At 32.6% G+C, this 25535-nt stretch carries 22 protein-coding genes; 2 read left to right on the top strand and 20 right to left on the bottom strand.

Annotation, left to right across the window (positions count from 1 at the left end; genetic code table 11):
- Window positions 1-75: 75 nt before the first annotated feature.
- Window positions 76-552 carry a glutathione peroxidase gene (locus AC2D8K_RS00110; protein ID WP_484697764.1) on the top strand — a complete coding sequence of 159 codons (477 nt, stop codon included), beginning with the start codon at window positions 76-78 and terminating at the stop codon, window positions 550-552.
- 228 nt (window positions 553-780) lie between these two features.
- On the opposite strand, the gene hfq is transcribed toward AC2D8K_RS00110, so the two are convergent.
- The 17 genes from hfq to AC2D8K_RS00025 all read right to left on the bottom strand — a co-directional run bounded on the left by hfq (window position 781) and on the right by AC2D8K_RS00025 (window position 20549).
- Entirely contained in the window at window positions 781-1017 is a 237-nt protein-coding gene (hfq, locus tag AC2D8K_RS00105) for an RNA chaperone Hfq (RefSeq protein ID WP_002451265.1), read from the bottom strand.
- Entirely contained in the window at window positions 1004-1969 is a 966-nt protein-coding gene (miaA, locus tag AC2D8K_RS00100; protein ID WP_484697762.1) for a tRNA (adenosine(37)-N6)-dimethylallyltransferase MiaA, read from the bottom strand. The genes hfq and miaA overlap by 14 nt, the downstream gene beginning before the upstream one ends.
- 1 nt (window position 1970) lies before the next feature.
- On the bottom strand, window positions 1971-2906 hold the full coding sequence (locus AC2D8K_RS00095; protein WP_002451263.1) for an alpha/beta hydrolase: 936 nt from the start codon (window positions 2904-2906) through the stop codon (window positions 1971-1973).
- A 239-nt stretch (window positions 2907-3145) separates the two neighbouring features.
- On the bottom strand, window positions 3146-4819 hold the full coding sequence (locus tag AC2D8K_RS00090) for a glycerol-3-phosphate dehydrogenase/oxidase (protein ID WP_002451262.1): 1674 nt from the start codon (window positions 4817-4819) through the stop codon (window positions 3146-3148).
- A gap of 172 nt (window positions 4820-4991) precedes the next feature.
- Window positions 4992-6491, bottom strand: a complete 1500-nt coding sequence (glpK, locus tag AC2D8K_RS00085) for a glycerol kinase GlpK (protein ID WP_049425252.1) — start codon at window positions 6489-6491, stop codon at window positions 4992-4994.
- Between the two features lie 144 nt (window positions 6492-6635).
- Window positions 6636-7454 (bottom strand): MIP/aquaporin family protein, encoded by an 819-nt coding sequence (locus AC2D8K_RS00080; protein ID WP_002451260.1) that lies wholly within the window; start codon window positions 7452-7454, stop codon window positions 6636-6638.
- Window positions 7455-7725: 271 nt separating this feature from the next.
- Window positions 7726-8259 carry a glycerol-3-phosphate responsive antiterminator gene (locus AC2D8K_RS00075; protein WP_002451259.1) on the bottom strand — a complete coding sequence of 178 codons (534 nt, stop codon included), beginning with the start codon at window positions 8257-8259 and terminating at the stop codon, window positions 7726-7728.
- A 14-nt stretch (window positions 8260-8273) separates the two neighbouring features.
- On the bottom strand, window positions 8274-10223 hold the full coding sequence (gene mutL, locus AC2D8K_RS00070; protein WP_002451258.1) for a DNA mismatch repair endonuclease MutL: 1950 nt from the start codon (window positions 10221-10223) through the stop codon (window positions 8274-8276).
- A gap of 11 nt (window positions 10224-10234) precedes the next feature.
- On the bottom strand, window positions 10235-12850 hold the full coding sequence (gene mutS, locus AC2D8K_RS00065) for a DNA mismatch repair protein MutS (protein WP_002451257.1): 2616 nt from the start codon (window positions 12848-12850) through the stop codon (window positions 10235-10237).
- Window positions 12851-13054: 204 nt separating this feature from the next.
- The gene (gene thiW / locus AC2D8K_RS00060; protein ID WP_002451256.1) at window positions 13055-13546 is read right to left on the bottom strand and encodes an energy coupling factor transporter S component ThiW; all 492 of its coding nucleotides are present in this window, start codon (window positions 13544-13546) and stop codon (window positions 13055-13057) included.
- 21 nt (window positions 13547-13567) lie between these two features.
- Window positions 13568-13933, bottom strand: a complete 366-nt coding sequence (locus AC2D8K_RS00055; protein ID WP_002451255.1) for a YlbF/YmcA family competence regulator — start codon at window positions 13931-13933, stop codon at window positions 13568-13570.
- A gap of 2 nt (window positions 13934-13935) precedes the next feature.
- The gene (miaB, locus tag AC2D8K_RS00050; protein ID WP_002451254.1) at window positions 13936-15480 is read right to left on the bottom strand and encodes a tRNA (N6-isopentenyl adenosine(37)-C2)-methylthiotransferase MiaB; all 1545 of its coding nucleotides are present in this window, start codon (window positions 15478-15480) and stop codon (window positions 13936-13938) included.
- Between the two features lie 260 nt (window positions 15481-15740).
- Window positions 15741-16037 carry a thiamine-binding protein gene (locus tag AC2D8K_RS00045; RefSeq protein ID WP_002451253.1) on the bottom strand — a complete coding sequence of 99 codons (297 nt, stop codon included), beginning with the start codon at window positions 16035-16037 and terminating at the stop codon, window positions 15741-15743.
- Between the two features lie 50 nt (window positions 16038-16087).
- On the bottom strand, window positions 16088-16717 hold the full coding sequence (locus AC2D8K_RS00040; RefSeq protein ID WP_002451252.1) for a poly-gamma-glutamate hydrolase family protein: 630 nt from the start codon (window positions 16715-16717) through the stop codon (window positions 16088-16090).
- A gap of 268 nt (window positions 16718-16985) precedes the next feature.
- Window positions 16986-17852 (bottom strand): 2-oxoacid:ferredoxin oxidoreductase subunit beta, encoded by an 867-nt coding sequence (locus AC2D8K_RS00035; protein ID WP_002451251.1) that lies wholly within the window; start codon window positions 17850-17852, stop codon window positions 16986-16988.
- On the bottom strand, window positions 17853-19613 hold the full coding sequence (locus AC2D8K_RS00030) for a 2-oxoacid:acceptor oxidoreductase subunit alpha (protein ID WP_002451250.1): 1761 nt from the start codon (window positions 19611-19613) through the stop codon (window positions 17853-17855). It lies immediately after the preceding gene.
- Between the two features lie 141 nt (window positions 19614-19754).
- The gene (locus AC2D8K_RS00025; RefSeq protein WP_002451249.1) at window positions 19755-20549 is read right to left on the bottom strand and encodes a TIGR00282 family metallophosphoesterase; all 795 of its coding nucleotides are present in this window, start codon (window positions 20547-20549) and stop codon (window positions 19755-19757) included.
- A 162-nt stretch (window positions 20550-20711) separates the two neighbouring features.
- Between AC2D8K_RS00025 and AC2D8K_RS00020 the strand changes: the two genes are divergently transcribed.
- Window positions 20712-20927 (top strand): hypothetical protein, encoded by a 216-nt coding sequence (locus AC2D8K_RS00020; RefSeq protein ID WP_002451248.1) that lies wholly within the window; start codon window positions 20712-20714, stop codon window positions 20925-20927.
- Between the two features lie 116 nt (window positions 20928-21043).
- Here AC2D8K_RS00020 and rny read toward each other — a convergent pair whose 3' ends face one another.
- The 3 genes from rny to AC2D8K_RS00005 form a co-directional block, all read right to left on the bottom strand.
- Window positions 21044-22603, bottom strand: a complete 1560-nt coding sequence (gene rny, locus AC2D8K_RS00015; protein ID WP_002451247.1) for a ribonuclease Y — start codon at window positions 22601-22603, stop codon at window positions 21044-21046.
- Window positions 22604-23044: 441 nt separating this feature from the next.
- Window positions 23045-24091, bottom strand: coding sequence for a recombinase RecA (recA, locus tag AC2D8K_RS00010; protein WP_002451246.1), 1047 nt, complete (start codon window positions 24089-24091; stop codon window positions 23045-23047).
- A 166-nt stretch (window positions 24092-24257) separates the two neighbouring features.
- Window positions 24258-25409, bottom strand: a complete 1152-nt coding sequence (locus tag AC2D8K_RS00005; RefSeq protein WP_002451245.1) for a CinA family nicotinamide mononucleotide deamidase-related protein — start codon at window positions 25407-25409, stop codon at window positions 24258-24260.
- Window positions 25410-25535 lie beyond the last annotated feature (126 nt).

The following is a 25535-nucleotide window of genomic DNA, read 5'->3' as shown; positions in this document are numbered from 1 at the left end:
TTTTATCATAGTGCCAATATAAAGACTATTCGTCAATATTATGTTAAATTGTAATTAATTCGAAAGGGTGATCTTATGGAAATTATATATGACTTCGTTGTAGAAAAGAATACAGGAGAAACATATAAGTTAGAAGATTATAAAGATTATGTGATGTTAATCGTAAATACTGCAAGTGAATGTGGTTTCACACCACAATTTGAAGGGTTACAAAAGCTTTATGAAAAATATAAAGATCAAAAATTTATTATTTTAGGCTTCCCTTGTAATCAATTTGGTGGTCAAGAACCTGGATCGGGTGAAGAAGCTGCTCAAAACTGTAAATTAAATTACGGTGTAACATTCCCTATCCATCAAAAAATTGATGTTAAAGGAGAACATCAACATCCGTTATTCCGCTTCCTTACTGATGCACAACAAGGGATGTTTAATGAAAAAATTAAGTGGAACTTCACTAAGTTTTTAATTGATCGTGACGGTAATGTAGTTAAACGTTTTTCTCCTCAGAAGAAACCGGCACAATTAGAAAATGAAATTGAAAAACTTCTTTAAAATATCAAACATAAACTTCTCATTTTTTAATATTAAAAAGCTTCATTTAAAGTGATCTGCAATAGCGAATTGATATACGCGAATGCTTACTTTAAATGAAGCTTTTTTGAATTACAATCTTAAATACGATAAAGCACTAATTAGAACTAATAAATCCATTATTTCTCTTCTATGTAACTATTACTACGTTCATTTATGATTTGTGCTTTACTGCACTTCAATTATGTCTTATTCTTCAGATGTTTCTGATGCTGATTCGTTTTCATCATCAATCATGAAAGTGCTGATCGCATGTTTGTAAATCAGATGTTGTTTTCCTTGTGAAACTAAACGAATCACTTGGCTGTCGAAATCTTCAATTGTTCCTTTCATTTGGAAACCATTTAGAAAGAACACAGTGACTTCTGTTTTTTCTGATTTAAAGTTCTCTAGTGCTTGATCTTGGATGTTTTCATTTGCAATCATGTTCAGTACTCCTTTTATTTATTTGGGGTGTAATCTCATCTAACATCATTTGAAGTGACATATTTTCTCTATCTAACCAGTGAACGTTCATTTTATTCTTAAACCAAGTCAATTGACGTTTCGCATACTTTCGCGAATTCTGTTTTAACTTATCAATAGCTGACTGTAAATCCATATTCCCTTTCACAACAGGTATTAATTCCTTATACCCAATTGCTTGCATACTTTGACTTGACTCATAGCCTTGTTCAACTAAGTGTTGCACTTCATTAAATAATCCGTGTCTCAACATAATATCAACACGTTTATTTATTTTTTCATATAATGTTTCACGCGACATTTCAATCCCTACTAATAATGTATCATAATTTTCAGTGAATTGTTGAACTTTCTTGCGATAACTTAAAAGTTTTTTTGTTTTTAAATAATATTCTATCGCTCTCAATACTCTTTTTCTGTTATTAGGGTGTATATTGTCGGCTGATTCAGGATCAAATGAATTAAGATATTCATGTAATTCATTATTATTTAATTTTGCTAATTCATTTAATTTAGATTTGACTTCTTTCATTTTTTGATCTGAAACGGTTTCATCTTCAAATTGATAATTATAAAGTAAAGATTGAATATATAATCCAGTTCCACCAGCAACAATAGGTGTCTTACCTCTTTGAATAATATCATTGATACACTTTTCTGCTCGTTGTTTGAAATCATAAGCAGAAAATGTGTCATCAGGATTCAATATATCAATCATATGATGGGTAATACCGTCCATTTCTTCTTTTGTAACTTTAGCAGTACCAATATCCATTTGTTTATATACTTGCATAGAGTCGCCACTAATAATTTCTCCATTACATCGTTTTGCTAATTCTATGCTTAATTCTGTTTTTCCAGACGCCGTTGGTCCTACAATTACAATTAGAAATGGCTTATCTGTATTACTCATCTTATTCACTCACTTTATTTTTCTTTAATATTTGCTTTTTAATCCATTCAAACATATGTTGCCAAGTTGTTAAATAATCATCTTCAAATAATATTTCATGGCGTTTATTTTTATATAATTGCACAGTTATGTGTTTGATTCCTGCTTTTTTATAAATCTTACCTAGTTTTTTAACACCTTTACCATATTCTCCAAAGGGATCATCTTTGCCTGAAATTAATAGTATAGGTAGATTGTGATTCATCTGCTTTAATGATTTAACATTGGCAGTGTCCATCATATATTTAACTGTTTGATAAATCAGTTGGTTAGATACTCTGAATCCACAATATTCATCATCGATAAATTTGTTCACTTCTTCTCTTTTGGTAGATAGCCAGTCACTTTCTGTTTGAGGTTGATCAATCTTTTTAGTAAAGGATTTATTCATTAATCGGTTAACCCATTTAACTCGACGTCTTTTACCTAAAATCATTGTGATTAATTTCAATAGAACCAAAGTTGGGATACCTTTCCATTTAGGAAACATACCTGTACCAGTTAATATGAGACCATTTGCAAATTGAGGGTATTGTTTTACAAATAGTCTTGCAATGATTGACCCCATTGAATGACCTAACACAATATAAGGTAGTTCAAAATGGCTATCATAAATGGTTTCTACTATTTCGTATGCATCGTCAACAACCTGTGTCATATCATTGAAGTGGCCTCTTTCATTTTCATCTATATTTTTACCATGACCTCTATGATTATGTCTAAGTACATCATACCCTTGTAAATTTAATGCTTTAACTAACTCATCATATCGATCCATATGTTCAGCCATACCATGAAAAAGATGGACTATACCAATTGTTTCATTATTAGCTTTATCTATTTTCACTTCAATCATTGTTCCATCTTTGACTGTAATGTTGAATTGACTTTGACTCACGCATATACCCCCAAAACTTCTTATCTTCATTCATCATGTTTATTAATATAAACATACATATTATATTCAATATACCTTTTGATAACATCGGAATCAAATTGTATGCATATTTAGTTAACAATTCACATTCAGATGTATTTTTTGTCTTATAAGCATGTATGACAAATATAACATTTCATATAAAAAAACTACTAACATTGAGATAAAACTCAATGCTAGTAGTTTGAAATTGATTTAAATTATTCTTTAACTGCTGGTTGGTTATTACCAGATTGTGCTTCATCAATCGCTTTATTTACTTCATCAGTATAGGCTTGTTTTTGACCTTCACTATATTGAAGCATATCTGCTAATACATCGATAACTGCATCTTTATATTGTAGTACATCATCAATATTAAAGTATAATTTACCTGATCTACGTACAAGGAAGTCAGTTGGTTTAAATACCATTTCTTGTTGGATACCATAGATTAATTCTACATAAATTTCTAATGGTAATTGACTAGTATGATATTGCGCAGTTTGAGCAATGTTGAATAAATCATCAACATTTGAACCGTATTTACTTGCTAAACGGTACGCTACATCTTCATCAATACCAAAGCCTTTAGCAGCGTCTACTTTTTGTTTAACAAAGTGGTCAAAGTTTTTACTACCACCAACGTCACCACCAGAAATTTTCAATTCTTTAGTCGCACATGGTTTGAATGTTAAACCATATTCTTTTTTAAGACGTTTAGCTAATAAATCAACAATTTCTAATGCCATATGACGGTATCCTGTTAATTTACCACCCGCGATTGTTAATAAGCCTGATTCGCCTTCCCATACTTCGTCTTTACGAGAGATTTCTGAAGGGTCTTTTCCTTCTTCTAAAATTAACGGACGTACACCAGCCCATGTAGATTCGATGTCTTCATCTTTTACATCAACTGTTGGGAACATGTAATTAATCGCATCAATTAAATAATCTCTATCTTCTTGCGTTGTTAATGGTGTTGCTTTTTCATTATCATAGAATGTATCAGTTGTACCTACATATGCTTTACCTTCTCTAGGAATCGCAAAAATCATTCGACCATCTTTTTCTGTATCAAAGTAAACTGCTTGTTGTAATGGGAATTTAGATTGATCGATTACAACGTGAACACCTTTTGTTAAACGTAATTGTTTGTTATTACGTGCATAGTCACCGCTTCTTACTTCATCTACCCAAGGTCCTGAAGCATTGATTACTTTCTTAGCTTTGATAGGATACGTTTCATTATCAATCATATCTACAACTTCAATACCGTTTACTTTTTTATTTGAATCATAAGTAAAGTGTTCTGATTTTGTATAGTTAATGATTTCAGCACCTTTTTCAGCTGCTTTTTTCATCACTTCAATAGTTAATCTTGCATCATCTGTACGGTATTCAACATAATAACCGCCACCTTTTAGTCCATCTTGTTTCACTAAAGGTTCTTTATTAATTGTATCTTGTTTAGAAAGCATTTTTTTACGTTCAGATTTTTTAACACCTGCTAAACGATCATACATTGTTAAACCAATGGCCGTTGTAAATTTACCAAATGTACCACCTTTATGCATAGGTAATAACATCCATTCTGGTGTTGTTACATGTGGACCATTTTCATATACAATCGCACGTTCTTTACCAGTTTCAGCTACAACGCCTACTTGTAGTTGTTTTAAATAACGTAAACCACCATGTACTAATTTTGTAGAACGTGAACTTGTTCCTTGTGCGAAGTCTTGCATTTCTACTAAAGCAACTTTCATGCCACGGTTACTAGCATCTAATGCAATACCTGCACCTGTAATTCCGCCACCAATAATAACAACGTCATACTCTTCATTCTTTAAATTTCTCTTAATGTGATCCCTTTTTAGTGTTGATAAACCCATAATTCAACGCCTCCTATTTAGTATAAAAAAAGAGAGACTTATCCCACAATTACCATTTAATTGTACGAATAAATCTCTCATTTCTCGATTTCCTTATTAACTTGTTTCAAGTATAACATAAATAAGAAAATCTAGTCTATCTCGAGCTTACAATTTATTGATTTGCTAAAGACTAATCTTCTAATTTAAATACTTGTGTAGCTTCTACAGCTTTTTTCCAACCTTTATAAAGCTTAGTGCGTTGTTCTTCTTCCATTTTTGGTTCGAATTCTTCTTCAAGTTTCCATCTGTTAGCAATGTCATCTTTACTTTCCCAGAATCCAACTGCTAAACCTGCTAAGTATGCAGCACCAAGTGCAGTTGTTTCTTGAATTTCAGGTCTTTCTACAGGTGTATTAACAATATCTGCTTGGAATTGCATAATAAAGTTATTTTTAACTGCGCCACCATCAACACGTAAGTTTTGAACTTCAATACCTGAATCTTTAGACATTGCCTCCATTACATCGCGAGTTTGATAGCATAGTGACTCTAATGTTGCACGAATGAAGTGTTCTTTTTCAGTACCACGAGTTAATCCAAAGATAGCACCTCTAGCTTCGGAATCCCAGTACGGTGTTCCTAATCCTACAAATGCTGGTACAACGTATACACCTTCAGTTGAGTCTACTCTAGTCGCATAGTTTTCAGTTTGAGGTGCTGAATTTATCATTCTTAATCCATCACGTAACCATTGAATAGCTGAACCTGAAACAAAGATAGAACCTTCTAAAGCATAGTTTACTTTACCATCAATACCATATGCGATAGTTGTTAATAATCCGCTGTCAGATTTAACTGCTTCTTCACCAGTGTTCATTAACATGAATCCACCAGTACCGTAAGTGTTTTTCACGTCACCTTTGTCGAAACATGCTTGACCAAATAAGGCAGCTTGTTGGTCACCAGCGATACCTGCGATTGGTACATTTTGACCAAAGAAATGATAATCAACTGTATGTGCATAAACTTCACTTGATGGCTTCACTTCAGGTAGCATACTTTCAGGTACTTCTAAAATATCTAATAATTCTTTATCCCATTTTAAGTCATGGATATTGAACATTAATGTACGACTTGCGTTTGTATAGTCTGTGATATGTGCTTCTTTACCAGATAATTTCCATACTAACCAAGAATCAATTGTACCAAATAGTAAATCGCCATTATCTGCTTTTTCACGTGCACCTTCAACATTATCTAAAATCCATTTGACTTTTGTTCCTGCAAAATATGGGTCTAATAATAAACCAGTTTTGTCACGGAACAATGCTTCATGACCTTGGTCTTTCAATTCTTGGCAAATACTTTGCGTTTGACGAGATTGCCATACAATTGCATGGTAAATTGGTCGACCGGTATTTTTATCCCAAACAACTGTTGTCTCACGTTGGTTTGTAATACCAATACCTTCGATTTGTTCTGCTCTAATGTTATGTTCGTTCATGACCTCTGCCATCACAGATAGTACTGACGTCCAAATTTCATTCGCATCATGCTCTACCCATCCTGATTGTGGGAAATGTTGTTTAAATTCTCTTTGTGCTACACCTTTAATTTCGCCATCTTTATTGAATAGAATAGCTCTTGAACTTGTTGTTCCTTGGTCTATTGATAAAATGTATTTTTCCATAGGTATTTGACTCCTTTTGATGTCTTCAATATTATTTAAAGTATTTTAATGATAATTACTTATATCATATATCAACACATCATGTTAATTTATATGCAATTTTTTAATAACAAACACTAAAATTGTGATATTTTCTTATATTGATTAATAGATTGACTCAATATCATTACTTTTAGAAGTTCTATTTAAAATCACACCTAATACTAATGTAATGATAACTAAAATAATACCAACTACACAACTTACATTAAATGTTTGTTTATAAAATACTTCATAAATGACTGCGCCTAGCATACCTCCAGCAATAGGACCTAGTACAGGTACAATCGCATATGACCAGTTTGAACCGCCTTTACCAGCAATTGGTAAAATGGCATGCGCGATACGAGGACCTAAGTCACGGGCAGGGTTAATTGCATAACCTGTTGTACCACCTAAACTTAACCCGATTGCAATAATTAAAGCACCGACAATTAATGGATTTAAACCATCAGCAATTTTATTTACACCGATGAATAAAATACCTAAAGTTAAAGCTGTTGTACCAATAATCTCACTTAAAAAGTTTGCGAAATAATTTTTAATTGCAGGGGCTGTTGAGAACACGCCTAATTTTGTAGCTTGATCTTCTGTTGCTTTCCAATGTGGTAAATACATTAACCATACTAAGGCACCACCAACGATACCTCCAAGCATTTGGCAAACGATATATCCTGGAACTTGCGCCCAACTAAATCCACCATCCATGGCTAATGCAATTGAAACTGCTGGATTTAAATGTGCACCTGAAAATTTACCAACTGCAAATGCACCCATTGCAACGGCTAGACCCCATCCTGTAGCGATAACAATCCAGTCAGCGTTATTACCAGCACTACGTTTTAAATTAACGTTAGCACAAACGCCGCCACCGAAAAGTATAAGGATGGCCGTACCTAAAAACTCTGCTAAATAAGCATTCATATAACTATTCCTCCCAAAATAGATAGGGAGACCCCTACAACGTTATAAAGCTGCAGAAATCTCCCCTTCTCTGTTCTAATATTAACTTTTAATAACTTGGTTATATATTACAGTTATGTTGTAAGCGTTGTCAATATTTTTGTTATAAATTTGTCAAATTTATTTCATTTCAATCCTCATTACTCAACTCATTTTTGATATATAAAAAGGAATCAGCGACTCAACAGTTCGACTGATTCCTACACTTATTCATAGAGATATTATTCTATTGTTACCATAATTTTTGATTGCTTGTTGTAATATATTCTGCACCATTATTAATGGCCTCTTCTACTTCAGATACTTCACTAATCAATCCACCTGCAATCACAGATGTATCAGTCTCTTCTTGAATACATCTCACTGCTTTGTGTGCAATACCCGGTAGCACTTCAACGAAATCTGGTTGTACTTTTTGGATTAATTCAATACTCCGACTTAAAGCCTGACTATCTATAATAAACACTCTAAAGATAGTTAGCGTATTTAGCGACTTTGCTTTTTTAATCACTTTAGTCTTTGTTGAAACAATGCCTTTAGGTTTATATTGTTGAATAATATATTCACAAGAATATTCGTCATGACTTAACCCTTTAATTAAATCAATATGGATATAACATTCAATACCTTTATTTTTCAAAAGATCTAATATACTTTTAAGATGACCGATATGCATATCCAACAGTACACATGATTTATATTCGGTTTTAATGAGCTTATCTAAATCTTTCATATTTCTAATTGCCGGGAGTATATTTTCTTTCAAATGATTGCTCCTCTCTACATTACACGTTTAAATAATTTTTCTAATTCGTAATTCGAAAAGTTAATGATAATGGGTCTTCCGTGCGGGCATGTAAATGGATCTTCCATTTCACGCAATTGATCAATTAAATCTGCCATCTCATTATTTTTAAGATAATGATTAGCTTTAATCGACTTTTTACAAGACATCATTATTGCTGCATCTTCACGCATTTTTTTCACATCAATTTTTTTATTTTCTAATACGAGTTCTATCATATCTTTGATGATCTCTTCCGCTTCTGCTTTTGGAAACCAAACTGGATAACTATTAACAATATAATCATGTCCACCGAAATGTTCAAGGTGTACGCCTACTCTGTCTAATTCTTCTTGATACTGATCTATAATGAACTGTTCATCTTTTGAGAAATGAAATGTCATTGGAATTAACAAGTTTTGAACTTCATTTGTTACTTCCCCAATCTTTTCTCTAAAATACTCGTATTTAATACGTTCTTGAGCAGCATGCTGATCAATCATAAACATGCCATTTTCGTTTTGAGCAATGATATATGTGCCATGAACTTGTCCGACAACTTCCATATATGGTACACGTCGACGTGTTGAAGCACTTACTGTACCTTTAATGTCATTTTCATTTTGATTTTCTTCTTGTTCTAGAGTCTCATTTTGATTATCTAATTCATTTAAAATATCTTTTTGATTATTGAAGTAATGATCATCATGATTACGTTTAATATATTGAGAGTCATTAAACAATGTACTTTCATTGTCTTCGTTCACTTGTGAAATATTTTGATTCTCAACTTTATCTAATGTGGTTGCACTTAAATCTTCTTGTCTCTCATCTTCAGATGATTGTGGACGATTTTGGACTTCATTTTGTTTACGTTCAAAGTCTAACTTTTGTTGTTCAAAGCTATTGAGCACTTTATTTTTCTTTGGATGATGATCTAAGTCATTTTTAGGAATAAGGATTTTATCTTTAAATGCTTCTCGTATTTTTTCTACTATCAAATCATATAGTTGTTCTTCTTTAGATAATCTCACTTCAAGTTTAGTAGGATGTACATTGACATCTACTAATATAGGATCCATTTGTATATTGATATAACAAATAGGATATCGACCAATAGTTAGTAACGTATGGTAACCTTCTACAATGGCTTTATTCAAAACGAAATTTTTAATATATCTACCATTAATAAATATAGAAATATAATGTTTGTTACTTCTTGAATGTTCAGGTCTAGCTACATATCCTTCTAGATGGTAATCACTTGTATCACCTGTGATATGTACGAGATCTTTTGCCACTTTCATGCCATATATTTCTGCCATTACTTCATTTGTTTTCCCAGAACCATTCGTTTTGAGTAGTGTCTTGCCATCAGAAACAAGAGATATTCTTATGTCTGGATGGCTCATTGCCATGCGATTTACAATATCAGTTATTTTCCCTAGTTCTGTATACAGACTTTTAATATATTTTAATCTGGCCGGTGTGTTGTAAAATAATGATTCTACAAGGATATCCGTACCTTTTTTCGCTTTAGCTGGTTTTTGGTTAATAATTTCGCCATTCTCAGCATATATTTCATGTCCATTTTCATTATCTGTACAGGTACGTAACGTTACTTTCGATACTGAAGAGATACTGGCTAAGGCTTCGCCGCGAAATCCTAATGTTCTAATATGAAATAGATCATCATCTGCATCTAATTTACTTGTCGCATGTCGATGAAATACCAAACTTAAATCATCAGCTTCTATTCCAGTACCGTTGTCTACTACACGTATTGATGCAACACCAGATTGTTCTACTTCAATATTTATTTCAGTTGATTGGGCATCGATGGCATTTTCCAGTAATTCTTTAACAACCGAACTAGGTCTTTCGACTACTTCGCCAGCTGCAATTTTATTAGCTAAGGAGGTTTGTAGTTCTTTAATTTTTCCCATTTACAACACCTCTATTTTAATTGATTTTGTAATTCGTTTAATTTTATCAATGCTTCGATTGGAGTCATGTTTGATAAGTTTAATGATTTGATGTGCGTTTCAATTTCGCTTTGTTGTGTTTCCGATTCAAATAAGTTAAATGCGGCTTGTTCAAATGATGCTTCTTTCTCATCACACTTGTCATGATTTGCCTTTTTATTAGGTGCCTTAGTTTCATCAGCTTGATATGATTCAGTTTGAACGATCTGAGGTTCAGGACTATCAGATTTTTGTTCAAAATCATTCAAAATAACTTGTGCTCTTTGAATGACTTCATCAGGTAAATCAGCAAGTTTCGCTACTTGAATACCATAACTATCATCAACCGCACCATCTTTAACTTTGTGTAAGAAGATGAGCTCTCCTTTATATTCATTAGCCGCTACGTGCACATTTTTTAAACATGGTAATAGCTGATCTAATGTCGTCAATTCATGATAGTGTGTTGAGAATAGCGTTTTAGCATGTGAGGTTTGTGCGACATACTCTATCATCGCTTGTGCCAACGCTAAACCATCATACGTTGACGTTCCTCTTCCTATCTCATCGAAAATAATCAAACTATCCTCAGTAGCATAGGTTAATGCTTTTTGAGCTTCTAACATTTCTACCATAAATGTACTTTTACCTGAAACTAAATCATCTGCAGCGCCAATACGAGTGAAAATCTGATCAAATATTGGTAATGTCGCAGATTCGCAAGGTACATACGCACCCATTTGAGCCATTATACTAATAATTGCAATTTGTCTCATATAAGTCGATTTACCAGACATATTAGGGCCCGTTATCAGATAAATAAATGTGTCATTATCTAAAGCACAATCATTAGGTACGTAATCATTATAATCCATGACACGTTCAACAACTGGATGTCTAGAATTTTTTAATTTTAATGTTTTATCATCACTAAAATGTGGTCGAACATAATTATATTTTTGAGCTATTTCTGCGAAACTTTGTAAACAATCCAGTTCCGATATGATTTTAGCTTGTTTTTGAAGTCTCTCGGTATATTCTTTAATATGTTCTCTTAATTTGACAAATAATTGATATTCTAACTCTATTGCTTTGTCTTCGGCACCTAAAATAATATCTTCTTTTTCTTTTAACTCATCTGTTATAAAGCGCTCAGCATTAGATAATGTTTGTTTACGATTATATCCAAACTGTGATGGATCAAAGCCTTGTAAGTTGGCACGAGTAATTTCGATAAAGTAGCCAAATACTTTATTAAAACTTATTTTTAATGATTTAATGCCTGTACGTTCTCTTTCTTTGGCTTGTAATTCAGCAAGCCAAGATTTACCATTACGTGAAGCTTCTAAATATTCATCTAATTGGTGATTAAATCCTGATTTAAATAGGCCACCATCTTTGACTGAAATAGGTGGTTCTTCAACCAAACTATTCTCTAATACTTCGAGTAAGTCATCAAGCGGTTCGAGTGCATCAAATTGCGTAATCGTATCGCTATCTAATTGACTTAATAATTGCTTTATATTAGGTATTTCACTAATTGAATGTTTAAGTTGAATTAAATCGCGTGCATTTACATTTCCGTAACTTACACGACCTACTAATCTTTCTATGTCATATACTTGATTCAAATAGTTTCTCAATGTATCTCGTTCAATAAAATGATTGATAAACTCATCAACGATATTTAATCGTTCTTCGATTTGTTGTTTATATATTAACGGACGGTCTATCCATTGTTTCAGTCGTCTTGCACCCATTGGCGTCTTGGTTTCATCCATCAACCATAGAAGTGTCCCTTTTTTAGATTTCAATCTAATGCTTTCTGTTAATTCTAAATTTCTTTTAGCATAGAAATCCATCTTCATAAAATCAATAGCAGCATATTGTTGGACATCTTCTAAGTGTGATAAATCTCTTTTTTGTGTATGTTGTATATAATCTAACAATAATTGCGTTGATTGTTGCATGTGCTGATGTTCAATGTTATTCACTTCAAAATATTGATTTGAAATCTCATCTCGAACTGTTATGGTTTCGGTAATCATATTAATTTGTCGTTGCATATTCTCAGATAAAGGCTCACAAATAACTATTTCATTGGGATTGATAGTCGTGATTTCATTTAATAATGTAGCTTCATCTTCAAAATGTGTAGTTTTAAATTCACCTGTTGAAATATCACAATAACTTAATGCATATTCATGAGGAGATTGTATAAAACTCAAGATATAGTTATTTTGCTTTTCATCCACGCCACCTTGATCCATAACTGTCCCTGGCGTTACGATTCGAACAACTTCTCTTTTAACCATACCTTTAGTTTGTTTTGGGTCTTCCATCTGTTCGCAAATCGCTACTTTATACCCGTTATTAATTAGCGTCTCTATATAACTATCTGCTGAGTGATATGGAACGCCACACATAGGTATAGGATTATCTTTTTTGGCATCTCTTTTTGTTAGCGTAATCTCTAATACTCTTGATGCTTCTTTAGCATCATCGAAGAACATTTCATAAAAGTCTCCAAGTCTAAAGAATAACAAGCAGTCATCATATTCTGATTTGATTTTTAAATATTGTTGCATCATTGGTGTCACATTTGACATAAAGTTCTTCACAACCCTTATTTTATAGTCTTTTTATTAATATGGTTCAATAAATTTATGTAATTTTTTACGTATTATTTAACTCATCTATTTTAACATATACAATCACATCTAGCCCATTATCTAAAATGAAGCATAAAAAATACGCATAATCCCATGTGCTAAATCATTACAGTTACACATTGGACTATACGTACTCAATCATTATTTTTGAAAACGATCTAAGAGGCCTCGTCTTTTTAATATTATTAATAACACATAACTAATAGCTGCACCGATAATACTAGATACAATGAAAGCAGTCATAAGCGGTTTTACAAAGAAGTTTTGTAAGTTAAGTATCCATGCTAATGGAATACAGATCAAACTGCCTATAATACCCGTGCCTAAAACCTCACCTACTGCAGCCATAAAAATATGTTTACGATACATGTAAAATAAACTAGCCAATAACACACCGATCATACTGCCTGGAAATGCAAATACACTTCCTGTACCAAATGTTACGCGTAAAATGGATGATATTAAAGCCTGAGCTAATCCATACCAAGGCCCTACAAAAACTGCACAAAGTACATTAACTAAGTGTTGCATAGGTGCTGCTTTGATTGGACCAAGTGGGATGACAATGATACTGCTTAAGATGACATTAATCGCTATTAATAGCGCTGTTATGGTTAATTTTCTAATATTCAATGCATTGTCTCCTTATCCAATTTATTTATCGTGGTAGTTCTCATTATGCTCATTTAAGCGATTTTCCATTGTATTAATCATCATTTGTAATAAATCATTAGCTTCGTACTGTGATGCACGGAATTCTTCAACAATCGGCAATTCATTGATTTCATTTTCTAACTGATGTATTTGATTCTCTGACTGGTGAAATGCCGTTTCCTTACCATAATTTTGTAAGTTAACTGATTGCTTCTGTTGCTTTTTTAATTGATTCATTTTATTTTCAATCGCTTTATTATTATGAATTTGTGATTCAATTGATTGATATTCTTTGATCATTTCTAAGTTTTTAATCTTCTGCGCTAATTGATCTGCATTAGAAAGTATTTGTGTTTTGTTATACATTATTATTGCATCACCAATTCTCTTTGATGTTCTCCTATAAAGGTACCATTTAAAGAATATTGTTTAGCTTCATCAATCTTAACATCTACTAGCTTGCCAACCATTTCTTTTGGTGCTTTAAAATTGACTAATTTATTTTTTGAAGTATAACCCGCTAAAACAGAATCATCTTTTTTACTTGAGCCTTCACATAACACTGTGACAATTTCATTTTCATATTGGCTCATAGCTTTTTGAGAGTACTCTCCGACTTTTTTATTTAAGCGTTGTAGACGTTCTTTTTTAACTTCTGTAGGTACGTTGTCTTTCATTTTCGCAGCTGGTGTACCATCTCTTTGAGAATATAAATACGTGTAGGCATGTTCAAATCCTACTTCATCATATAAAGTTAAAGTATCCTCAAATTGTTCTTCAGTTTCATTAGGATAACCAACAATAATATCCGTCGTTAAGGCAATATTAGGAATGGCTTCTTTTATGCGAGATACTAAATCTAAATAACTTTCTCTCGTATATTTTCTTCCCATAATTTTTAATACTGCGTTATTACCTGATTGTACTGGTAAATGGATATGCGGAACAATATTACCTCCATTAGCAATTACTTCAATCATACGATCTGTAAAGTCCCATGGATGGCTAGTTGTAAATCTTACTCTCGGAATATCAATTTTAGAAATATCTTCTAGTAAATCGCCTAATCCATAGTCTAGTCCTTCAATATCTTTACCATAAGAATTAACATTTTGACCTAATAATGTAATTTCTTGATAACCTTCTCTAGCCAACTCTCTTACTTCATCAATAATGTCTTCTGGTCTACGACTACGTTCTTTACCTCTAGTAAATGGCACGATGCAATATGTACAGAACTTATCGCAACCATACATAATATTTACCCATGCTTTTATATGACCATCACGTACTTTAGGAAGATTTTCAATAACATCTCCTTCTTTAGACCATACTTCAACAACCATTGCTTTTGATAAGTAGGCTTCTTCTAATATTTCTGGTAGACGATGGATATTGTGTGTACCGAAAATCATATCAACGTTTTGGTATGATTTTAATATTTTGTTTACAACTGATTCTTCTTGAGACATACACCCGCATACCCCAATTAAACAATCAGGTCTTTCCTTTTTTAAATGTTTCAAGTTACCGATTTCACTAAACACTTTATTTTCTGCATTCTCACGAATTGCACAAGTATTGATTAAAATGACATCAGCAGTGTTAATATCAGTCGTTGCACTATAACCTAAAGCTTCTAAAATCCCCGCCATAACTTCAGTATCATGTGCATTCATTTGACACCCGTATGTTTTTATTAAAAATGTACGTTCTTTACCCATGCCACGATATTTTTCATCTATTTGAAAGTCTCTATTGTATTCAACTTCTTGTTTCCCACGCTTTTTAGCTTCTTTTAAATTAGGTGGTTGATACACATGTTCAAAATATTTGCTATAATCTTTTTCTTCTTTACGATTACGTTCTGCTAAAATATCTATCGTACCAGCTTTTCTCTGCTCTTCATTCACTATTAAAAATCCTTTCTATATGCCCATATATCATTTCTACATTATATTAAATTTAATACAAAAGTGCAAAAAGCGTCATCATTCAATCATACAAAAAAGGCTAAGACCAAAGCCACTAGCATGATTATCAATACGAAAAATTGACGAAGAAAATCTCTTTTCTATCTATATCAAAATGACTAGCTTTTGGTCCTGCCTCATTTATGCACTATGATTTTAAAATTTATCATTTGTTAGAATATGCTTTAGATATTATTATTTTACCCTGCATCATATTTTCCAGTTAATGTTTCTATTTCTATACCTTCTGGCACATGATAAAACTTAACTTGACTTATTATACTTGGACACTCTAATTCAACCATTCGTTGATTTAATTTTTGTATTAAAATTAAACATTCATTCATGTCTCCTTGGACTGTTGTCTCGAGAGGCCCTACGCGATAATGTAAACCAGATTGATCAATGATTTTAATTGCTTCATCAACATATGGAATAACATCCTCATTTTTTGGTGTTTTCGGTATAATTTGAATACTCATTAGTGTATCGATCATTTTATGCACCTCAATTTATATAATATATCGTTCTATATGATTACTTATATTCAACTCTCATTTTCTACTTTATCAAGTGCTGTTGCAAGTGCATTAGCAAAATCATATAAAAAATCATCCCAATTATTTTTATCTTCTCTACTTTTACGACCAATTTTTCCATCTTTAAAAAATTGCTTTCTTAAAGATTTCGTCAATTCAAGTTGAACGCCACCCTTAATACGAGTTTGATTCACAATATTCTCTTTTTGCTTACCAGACATTGTATGAGGTGCAGACTGGACGTTTACACCAATTTTATCAAGTTCTGAAGTGATAAGTTCTATTAACTCGTCATCTTTCCCACCGATGTAAGCGACTGATTCATGTCCAGTACATCCATGTATTGAAATAGCTCTTTTACTTTTTTGAGTCAATTGACATGCTGTATCATTATCATAGTGAATTGAAGTCACATGTAATTCATTATTACCTTTGCTTCTATCCCCTTTAAACGTAAAAAAGTTATAATCATTAGTTTGTGCAGTGACTAATGCTAATTCGCTAGTTGCAGGTTCGATACCACCACCATGAATAGCAAGAATAGTTATATCGTGATGATTATCTATACATTCGATATGCCAATCTTTGTCTTCAATAGTATTTTCTTGTAATTCAATCATCGTACTATATTTATCCATCCCTATACCTCCTCAGTTAATCCTTACTATTCTATTCCACCATCTATATATTTTTAATTCTAATTTACAAAATCATTATAGTACTTACAATTTTATATTTTTTATTAACCTTTTCAAATTAAAAAATTGGAGTGTTTCAATAATAAAAATATTTTTATAAAATCAAGGATATGTAGTTAAATAAATATTACTTATGATTTGAATATTTAAGTCACATATAAAATTAACCTGAGCCATCTTTATTGTGCCTCAGGTTAATTCATTAAAGTTATACAAATTGTTTTGTTAAATCATTAAATGTTTCTTCAGAAATGTGAATATCTTTTTTAGCTAATGCTTCGCCTTCCATTTCTTCAATTTGTGATTCATATGAAGGTGTTTCTGTATCTTGGTAAACAATACCTTTAACTAGTGATTCATGTTCCAACACAGTTTGAATGGCTAGTTGTTTATTAGTTGGATCATAATTTTCAATATCGTCAATACTAATTAAGTTTTCTTTAAACCAGTCATAAGTATTAATTTTATTATAAGTCACACATGGTGAAAACACATTTACAAATGAAAAGCCATCATGATTGATAGCGTCTTCAATTAATTTCGTTAGTGCTTTGATATCACTTGAAAAACCTTGTGCTACAAATGTTGCGCCTGATGATAATGCCAATTCTAGAGGTGCTACATTTTTCTCGATATTACCTTTTGGTGTTGATTTAGTCACAAAGCCTACAGCAGATGAAGGTGATGTTTGCCCTTTTGTCAATCCGTAAATTTGATTATCCATGACAATATATGTCATATTCATATTTCTACGTAAAGCGTGAATTGTATGACCCATACCAATAGCATACCCATCACCATCTCCACCAGAAGCGATAACAGTTAAATCTTTATTAGCCATTTTTACGCCTTGTGCAAGTGGTAATGCACGACCATGTATCGCATGAACCCCATATGCATTTATATAACCAGATAATCTACCTGAACATCCAATTCCTGTAATGAGTGCAACTTCCTCAGGTTCTAGTCCTACATTTGCTGCTGCTTTTTGTATAGCCGCTTGAACAGAGAAATCGCCACACCCAGGACACCAGTTTGGCTTAACATTATTTCTAAAATCTTTAAATGTAGCCAATTAGACCAACTCCTTTAATTCTTTGGCAACTTCTAAACCTTTATCTTCAATTTCATGTGGTAAGAATGGTGTGCCATCATATTTCGTTTGATTCACCAATTTATCTTGAATATTAACATTCATTTTAATTATACTTGCTAATTGTCCTTGATAGTTATGTTCTGCAATAACTACTTTTTGAGCTTTATCAATTGCATTTTGAATCGTTTCTGTAGGGAAAGGATGCAATTGTCTAATTTGTAATGTATTAACAGCAACATTTTGATTGTTTAAACGTTCTGCCCCTTCTTGAATTGCCCCTTTACTAGAAATGAATCCAATATATAAAATATCTGCTTGTTCATGATTTTCAGTAAGTTCTACAGGTTTTTCTATTAGAAGATTTTTCGTTTTTCTCATACGTTTATCCATTTGTTGTTGACGATTTGTAGCAGCTTCACTTGTCTTACCTTCTTCGTTATGTTCAACACCAGTTATATGATGAATACCACCTTTTGTACCTGGAATAGGTCTAGGTGAAATACCACTACCCGTTAATGCATATCTTCGGAAGTATGATTTATCATCTTCTTCTCGTTCTATATCAGATTGGATTAGTTCACCACGTTTAATTTGAATTTTATTATAATCTAGGTTTTTAACGGTTTGTTTACCTAATGATAATTGTAAATCACTTAAGATAATTACAGGACATTGGTATTCTTCTGCTAAGTTAAATGCTTTCATCGTTAAATAAAATGCATCTTCTGCATCAGTAGGTGCAACAACAATTTTAGGAATATCGCCATGTGTGCCATAAATCATTTGCATTAAGTCAGCTTGTTCTTGCTTTGTTGGTAAACCAGTTGATGGACCACCACGTTGTGTATTAATCACAACAAATGGCGTTTCAGTCATACCTGATAAGCCTATCGATTCCATCATTAATGACAATCCTGGACCTGCACTAGCTGTAAAACCTCTAACCCCTGCATAATTTGCACCAATAGACATCGTTGCAGCTGCGATTTCATCTTCAGTTTGAACTACTGTTCCGCCTACTTTAGGTAAATTAGCAATCATATACTCCATAATTTCTGACGCAGGTGTAATTGGATATGCAGCCATAAATCTAGAGCCTGCTGAAATAGCACCTAATCCGATAGCATCATTCCCAATCATATAAAGATGTGGTGCTTCATTACTTTCTTGTAATTCAAAGTCACCATTGATATCGGCTAATTGTTCTTTCATTAGTTGATAGCCTTGATTTAATGCTTGAATATTCATTTCAACAACTTTGTCACCTTTTTTAGTGAACATATTAGTAATTAAATCTTCAAATGTAGATGTATCTAAATGCATTAATGCTGATGTAGCACCGATTGCCACCATATTTTTCATTAATGCAGTGCCTAATTCTTTTGCAGTACTTGTAAACGGTAAGTCTATAAGTTGTGCCTGACAATTTTCAGGTTTAACTGGTTTCGCCTTTGAATCAGCAATAATGATGCTATCTTCGCGCATTTCATGATGATTAACTTCAATAGTCTCTTGGTCAAATGCAATTAAAATATCTAAATCATCACTTATTGCATGTACTGGAGATGTAGACACTCGAATTTTATTGTTTGTGTGCCCACCTTTGATACGGCTTGAAAAGTGTCTATAACCATATAGGAAATAACCTTTTCTATTCATTGCAGTCGCAAAGATTTCACCAGTTGATTCAATACCTTCACCTTGTTGTCCGCCCACTTTCCATGATATTTGTGATTTCATATCATAAGCCTCCTGTGGTTTTAATTCATATTAAATGATAACAAAAAGAACCACTGTATTACTATGTAAACAGTGGCGTGTTTTTAAATTCATACTAATGGACGATAACTAATTGTAACTGTTATGTCACATGTCATTGCACTATAATTTCATAGGATTATCGTCATTAATCAGTATTCTTTCAATGTTAGTCGTTTTACCATTCTTATCTATATCAATGATAACACCAGATAACACGCTTCGACCATTGTCAGGAACTACATGACGTTGAGGTAAACTTGTAATAAATCGTTCTATCACTTCATCTCTATTAATACCTAATATGCCATCGTAAAATCCTGTCATACCAACATCAGTAATATATCCAGTTCCACTAGGTAAGATACGATTATCTGAAGTTTGGATATGAGTATGTGTACCAACTACCGCACTAACTCGACCATCTAAATACCACCCCATAGCATTTTTTTCTGATGTCGTTTCAGCATGAAAGTCTACAAAAATATAAGGTGTCACATTTTGTGCTTCTTTAACAAGTTCATCAGCCTTTTTAAATGGATCATCTATATCTTGCATAAAAGCTCTACCTTGTAGATTAATAATCGCTAACTTAATATCATTAATTTGAATAATGCGCATACCCACGCCAGGTGCTTCGCTCGGGAAGTTAGCTGGTCTGACCATTCTTTTAGCTTCATCGATAAATTCATAAATTTCACGTTGACCATATGTATGATTACCCATTGTCATAAAATCAACGCCTTCACGAAGTAATTGCTTATATATTTTTTCTGTCAGTCCTTTACCGTGTGCTGCATTTTCTGCATTTACAATGGAAACGGTAGGACGATATTCTTGTTTTAACTTAGGTAAATATGTTGAAATCGCATTTCTTCCAATCTTACCAACGATATCTCCTATAAATAATATTCTCATGTCATGTTCATCCTCTCATACAAATAAGTTTAATAGATAGATAACTTTATTTAAAGTACTCTTTGAAAATTATTTATTTGAGTAATAACTGTCTTTGCTTTTTTATCAACATATATTATGTTAGTATATGTTTATCAAAAGTTTAGGAGTTGTAAATAATAAATGTCTATTAATATCGATCCTGAAAAATTTGCAGAATTAGTAGTAAGTGCTAACCCATCTAAATCAGAAGATGTGGAAGATATCGCAAAAGATAGCTTAAAATTATATATCAATGCATATCGCTTAGCTGAAAGATATGCTAACATCGCTACTAACTGTTATGACACAGCTGAAATTATCCAAGAATTGAAAAAAACAGATTTACAATTAAAATAAACAATTTTAATACTAACATAATATGAAAAAGTGATTATTGATTTGATGTAAATCAATAATCACTTTTTTTTAACATAAAACCCCCAATCACCTTTACGATGATCAGGGGTAAGAAATTATTTAGCATATTCTACTGCTCTAGTCTCTCGAACAACTGTCACTTTGATATGACCTGGATATTGTAATTCATCCTCAATTTGAGTTTTAATATCTCTAGCCAATCGATATGATTTTAAATCATCTATTTCTTCAGGAGATACTACCACACGGATTTCTCTTCCTGCTTGAATTGCGAATGCTTTTTCAACACCATCATAACTTTCAGAAAGTGTTTCTAAACGCTCTAAACGACGAATATAATTTTCTAATGTTTCTTTACGAGCGCCAGGACGAGCTGCTGATAATGCATCAGCTGCTGCAACTAAAATTGAGATAATAGATGTTGGTTCAACATCACCATGATGAGAATGAATAGCATTAATGATTGTTTCATTTTCACCATATTTTTTCGCTAATTCAACACCTATTTCTACGTGACTACCTTCGACTTCATGATCTATTGCTTTACCAACGTCATGAAGTAAGCCAGCACGTTTCGCTAAAGTAACATCTTCACCTAGTTCGGCTGCTAACATTCCTGATAAATGTGCTACCTCAATTGAATGTTTAAGCACATTTTGTCCATAACTTGTACGGTAATTTAAACGGCCAAGTATTTTAACTAAGTCAGGATGCATGTTATGAACATTGATTTCGAATGTTGCTTGTTCACCAGCATCTCTAATGATATCGTCTACTTCTTTTCTAGCTTTTTCGACCATATCTTCAATGCGTCCAGGATGGATTCTTCCATCTGAAACTAGATTAACTAAAGCTGTTCTAGCGATTTCTCTTCTGATAGGATCAAAACCAGATAAAATGACAGCTTCTGGAGTATCATCGATAATTAAATCGATTCCCGTAAGTGTTTCAAGTGTTCGAATATTTCTTCCTTCACGTCCGATTATTCGACCTTTCATTTCATCATTTGGCAAGTTTACAACTGATACGGTTGACTCAGTTGTATGATCTGCTGCTAATCTTTGTACTGTAGTAGCTAACAATTCTTTTGCGGTTTTATCTACTTTTTCTTTAGCTTCTCTTTCTTTTTCCTTAACAAGTATTGCAATATCTTGTGACAGTTCTTCTTCAACTCGTTGAAGTTGCTCATTTACAGCTTCTTCTTGAGTGAGACCGGAGATGCGTTCTAATTCTTGTTCATGCTTCATTATTAATGTTTGAACACTACTCTCTTTTGCATCTACTTGTTGTTGTCTTTCTTCAATTTTTGATTCTTTTTGCTCTAAAATCTCATCTTTTTTATCCAATAGATCAGATTTTCGCTCTAAGTTCTCTTCTTTTTGAAGAAGTCGGGTTTCTTGTTTTTGTAATTCACCACGTCTTTCACGTAGTTCATTTTCAGTTTGTTCTCTTAAAATTTGATTTTCTTCTTTTGCTTCAAGCAATTTTTCTTTCTTAGTGTTGTCTGCTTCTTTGTGTGCTTGATTAACAATGTCATCGGCAGTTTGTCTAGCCTGAACTTGTTTTTGATGCAATAAATTTCGGGCAACAACATACCCTACAACAACGCCTAGAATTATACCCAGCAAAATGAGTAGGAGGCCTAATAAATTCACATAAACACCTCCTTTATCTAGGGTTTGCTCTGTATATCAAAATCAATATGATTATATGAAATTATATAAGAATCATACATACTAATTGTACGGTTTTACACTTATAAGTGTCAAGATATCAATTTGAACTTATCAGTATCATAAATGTATTAAATACTTATATTACAAGATTTAATTTTTAACTTTTAGTTTTCTATATAAATAAAAAAAGAGGTGAAGACATAAAGTTTTTATACTCTGGATAACCGATAAACAGCATCCCCATAGCAGGATTTATCTGCAGTATTCGTTAGTTTTCTAATTGAAAACTAATGATTACTGCTTGTTGAACAAGAAACTCACACGATTCAACAAAATTTTAATAGCAATTTTGTTCATCAATCAGTTCTGCTCATATCCTAAATACTTTTGTCTTGACCTCTTTCAATACATTAAATTATTTTACTCTTCATCAAATAATGACTTCGGAGCGTCTTCTTCTTTTTCTTCTACGTCACCATCAAAAATACCGAGCTTTTCACGTAGTTTTTGATCAATTTCATCTTTAATTTGAGGATTTTCTTTAAGGTAAGTTTTAACGTTTTCTTTACCTTGTCCCATTCTTTCCCCATTATAAGAATACCAAGCACCAGATTTATCAACGATTTCATTTTCAACACCAAGATCAATCAGTTCGCCTTCTTTAGAGATACCTTGACCATACATAATATCAACTTCGGCAACTCTAAATGGTGGTGCAACTTTGTTTTTAACTACTTTAATCTTAGTTCTATTACCAACAATCTCTTGTCCTTGCTTCAATTGTTCGGCACGACGAACTTCTAATCGAACAGAACTATAGAATTTCAATGCTCTTCCACCTGGTGTTGTTTCTGGATTACCGAACATTACACCTACTTTTTCACGAATTTGGTTAATGAAGATAGCAGTCGTATTTGATTTAGAAATAGCACCAGAGAGTTTACGTAATGCTTGAGACATTAATCTCGCTTGTAAACCAACATGTGTATCTCCCATTTCACCTTCAATTTCAGCTTTAGGTGTTAATGCAGCTACTGAATCGACTACTACGATATCCACTGCACCACTACGAACAAAAGCTTCAGCAATCTCTAAACCTTGTTCCCCATGGTCAGGTTGTGATAAGTATAAGTTATCAATATCTACGCCTAATGCTTGAGCATAAACAGGATCTAAAGCATGCTCAGCATCAATAAATGCAGCAACGCCACCATTTTTTTGTGTTTCTGCAATGGCATGTAATGCAACTGTAGTTTTACCAGAACTTTCTGGTCCATATATTTCAATAATTCTTCCTTTAGGATAGCCACCTACACCTAATGCGTTATCTAATGTAACTGAACCACTTGATGTACTTGAAACTCTGCGACCTTTATTATCGCCTAATTTCATTACTGCACCTTTACCAAATGATTTTTCCATATTTTTTATTACTGTATCGAGAGCTTTTTGACGTTCGTTATCCAAAGCGAGACCTCCTAAATTGAGAATGTTTTCTGTTTAATATCTTAATTCATACTATACAAGCTTTTAAATAAAATTACAAGCATTTTGCGAATATTTGTTCGCGTTATTCCAAGATTTAATTATACAAAAACGAACAAACGTGCTATTAATTTAAACGGTAATTGATTTATTTCGATTGTTCTAACCATTTTAATAATCTAATGAGTGCATAATTTTGACTTCTGTTTCTAAGTAAATTTCTGTTCTGAGACATTTTAAATGACTCAATTTCCAATTCTTCTCCGACAAGTTTTCCTAAATAAACTTCATTTTCATCGTGCAATAATGCCATACCCATTTCTACATTAAATAAATCTCGGACGTATTTAGCACTCTCATATAATTGTTCATTTATATTTAATTCGCTATCAACAAATTGCGAAGAATGTGGTAATGCACCTTTTAATAGTTGTCTATCATCTACATTTTTCAATCGTGTATATAAAGCACCATTAGTGACGCCGTCATATATTGCAAATGAAGTGTCCATACATTCCATCACTGATTCTTCTATACTGATATCATCAGATCCAAAGTAGTAATTACCAATTCGACTCAAAATTTCGTTTTTCATCGGTTGGATTAGTTTCTGACATTCTTCTTCAGTTTCAGCGTTTGCAGTTAATCTGATATATACTTCATGTGTTCCTGCAAGTGGCGCAATAGTAGGATTAGTTTGTTGGTCGATTAAATCCATTAAGATAGTTTCAACTTTGGACTCACCTATTCCCGCAAATTTAAGTTGTTCTGAGAAGATGACGTTATCGTCATCTAAAATATAGGATAACAACTCATTTTTCGCCATTGGTTGCATTTCTTTAGGCGGTCCTGGTAATAATACTACCTGTTTATCTTCAATTTCCACTAACATACCAGGAGCCATACCATTCTTATTTGGTAGTACAGTAGCTCCCTCAATAACAAGCGCTTGTTGTTTATTGTTTGGCGTCATAACTTGTCCCTGGTCTGCAAAATAACTTTCTATATATCGTAAAGATGGTTGATCTATAACTAATTCTTTATTTAATACTTTGGCAACTGTATGCTTTGTAAGATCGTCTTTAGTTGGACCTAATCCACCTGTTAGTACAATCATGTCAAATCGTTTTAGTCCTTGTCGTATTATGTACTCTAAGCGTTCAGGATTATCTCCAATAACAGTATGTTCGACAACGTTTTTACCTACTCCGTTTAGTAATTTGGATAAATACTGACCGTTTGTATTAGCTATTTGACCTAATAGTAACTCTGACCCTACTGCAATTATTGAAATATTCATAACATATTTCTCCCCTTTTAATACTTGAATGTAAGTAATATCACTATTATAAACGTTTAAAAAATTAAAATCTAAGAATGAGAATTACTCAATTATTAGACACTTCAAATCATTCTTCAAGTCCAA

Source organism: Staphylococcus sp. 510 (assembly GCF_057219715.1).
The sequence above is the reverse complement of the archived record's forward strand: the minus strand, read 5'-3'. Positions and strand labels throughout refer to the sequence as shown.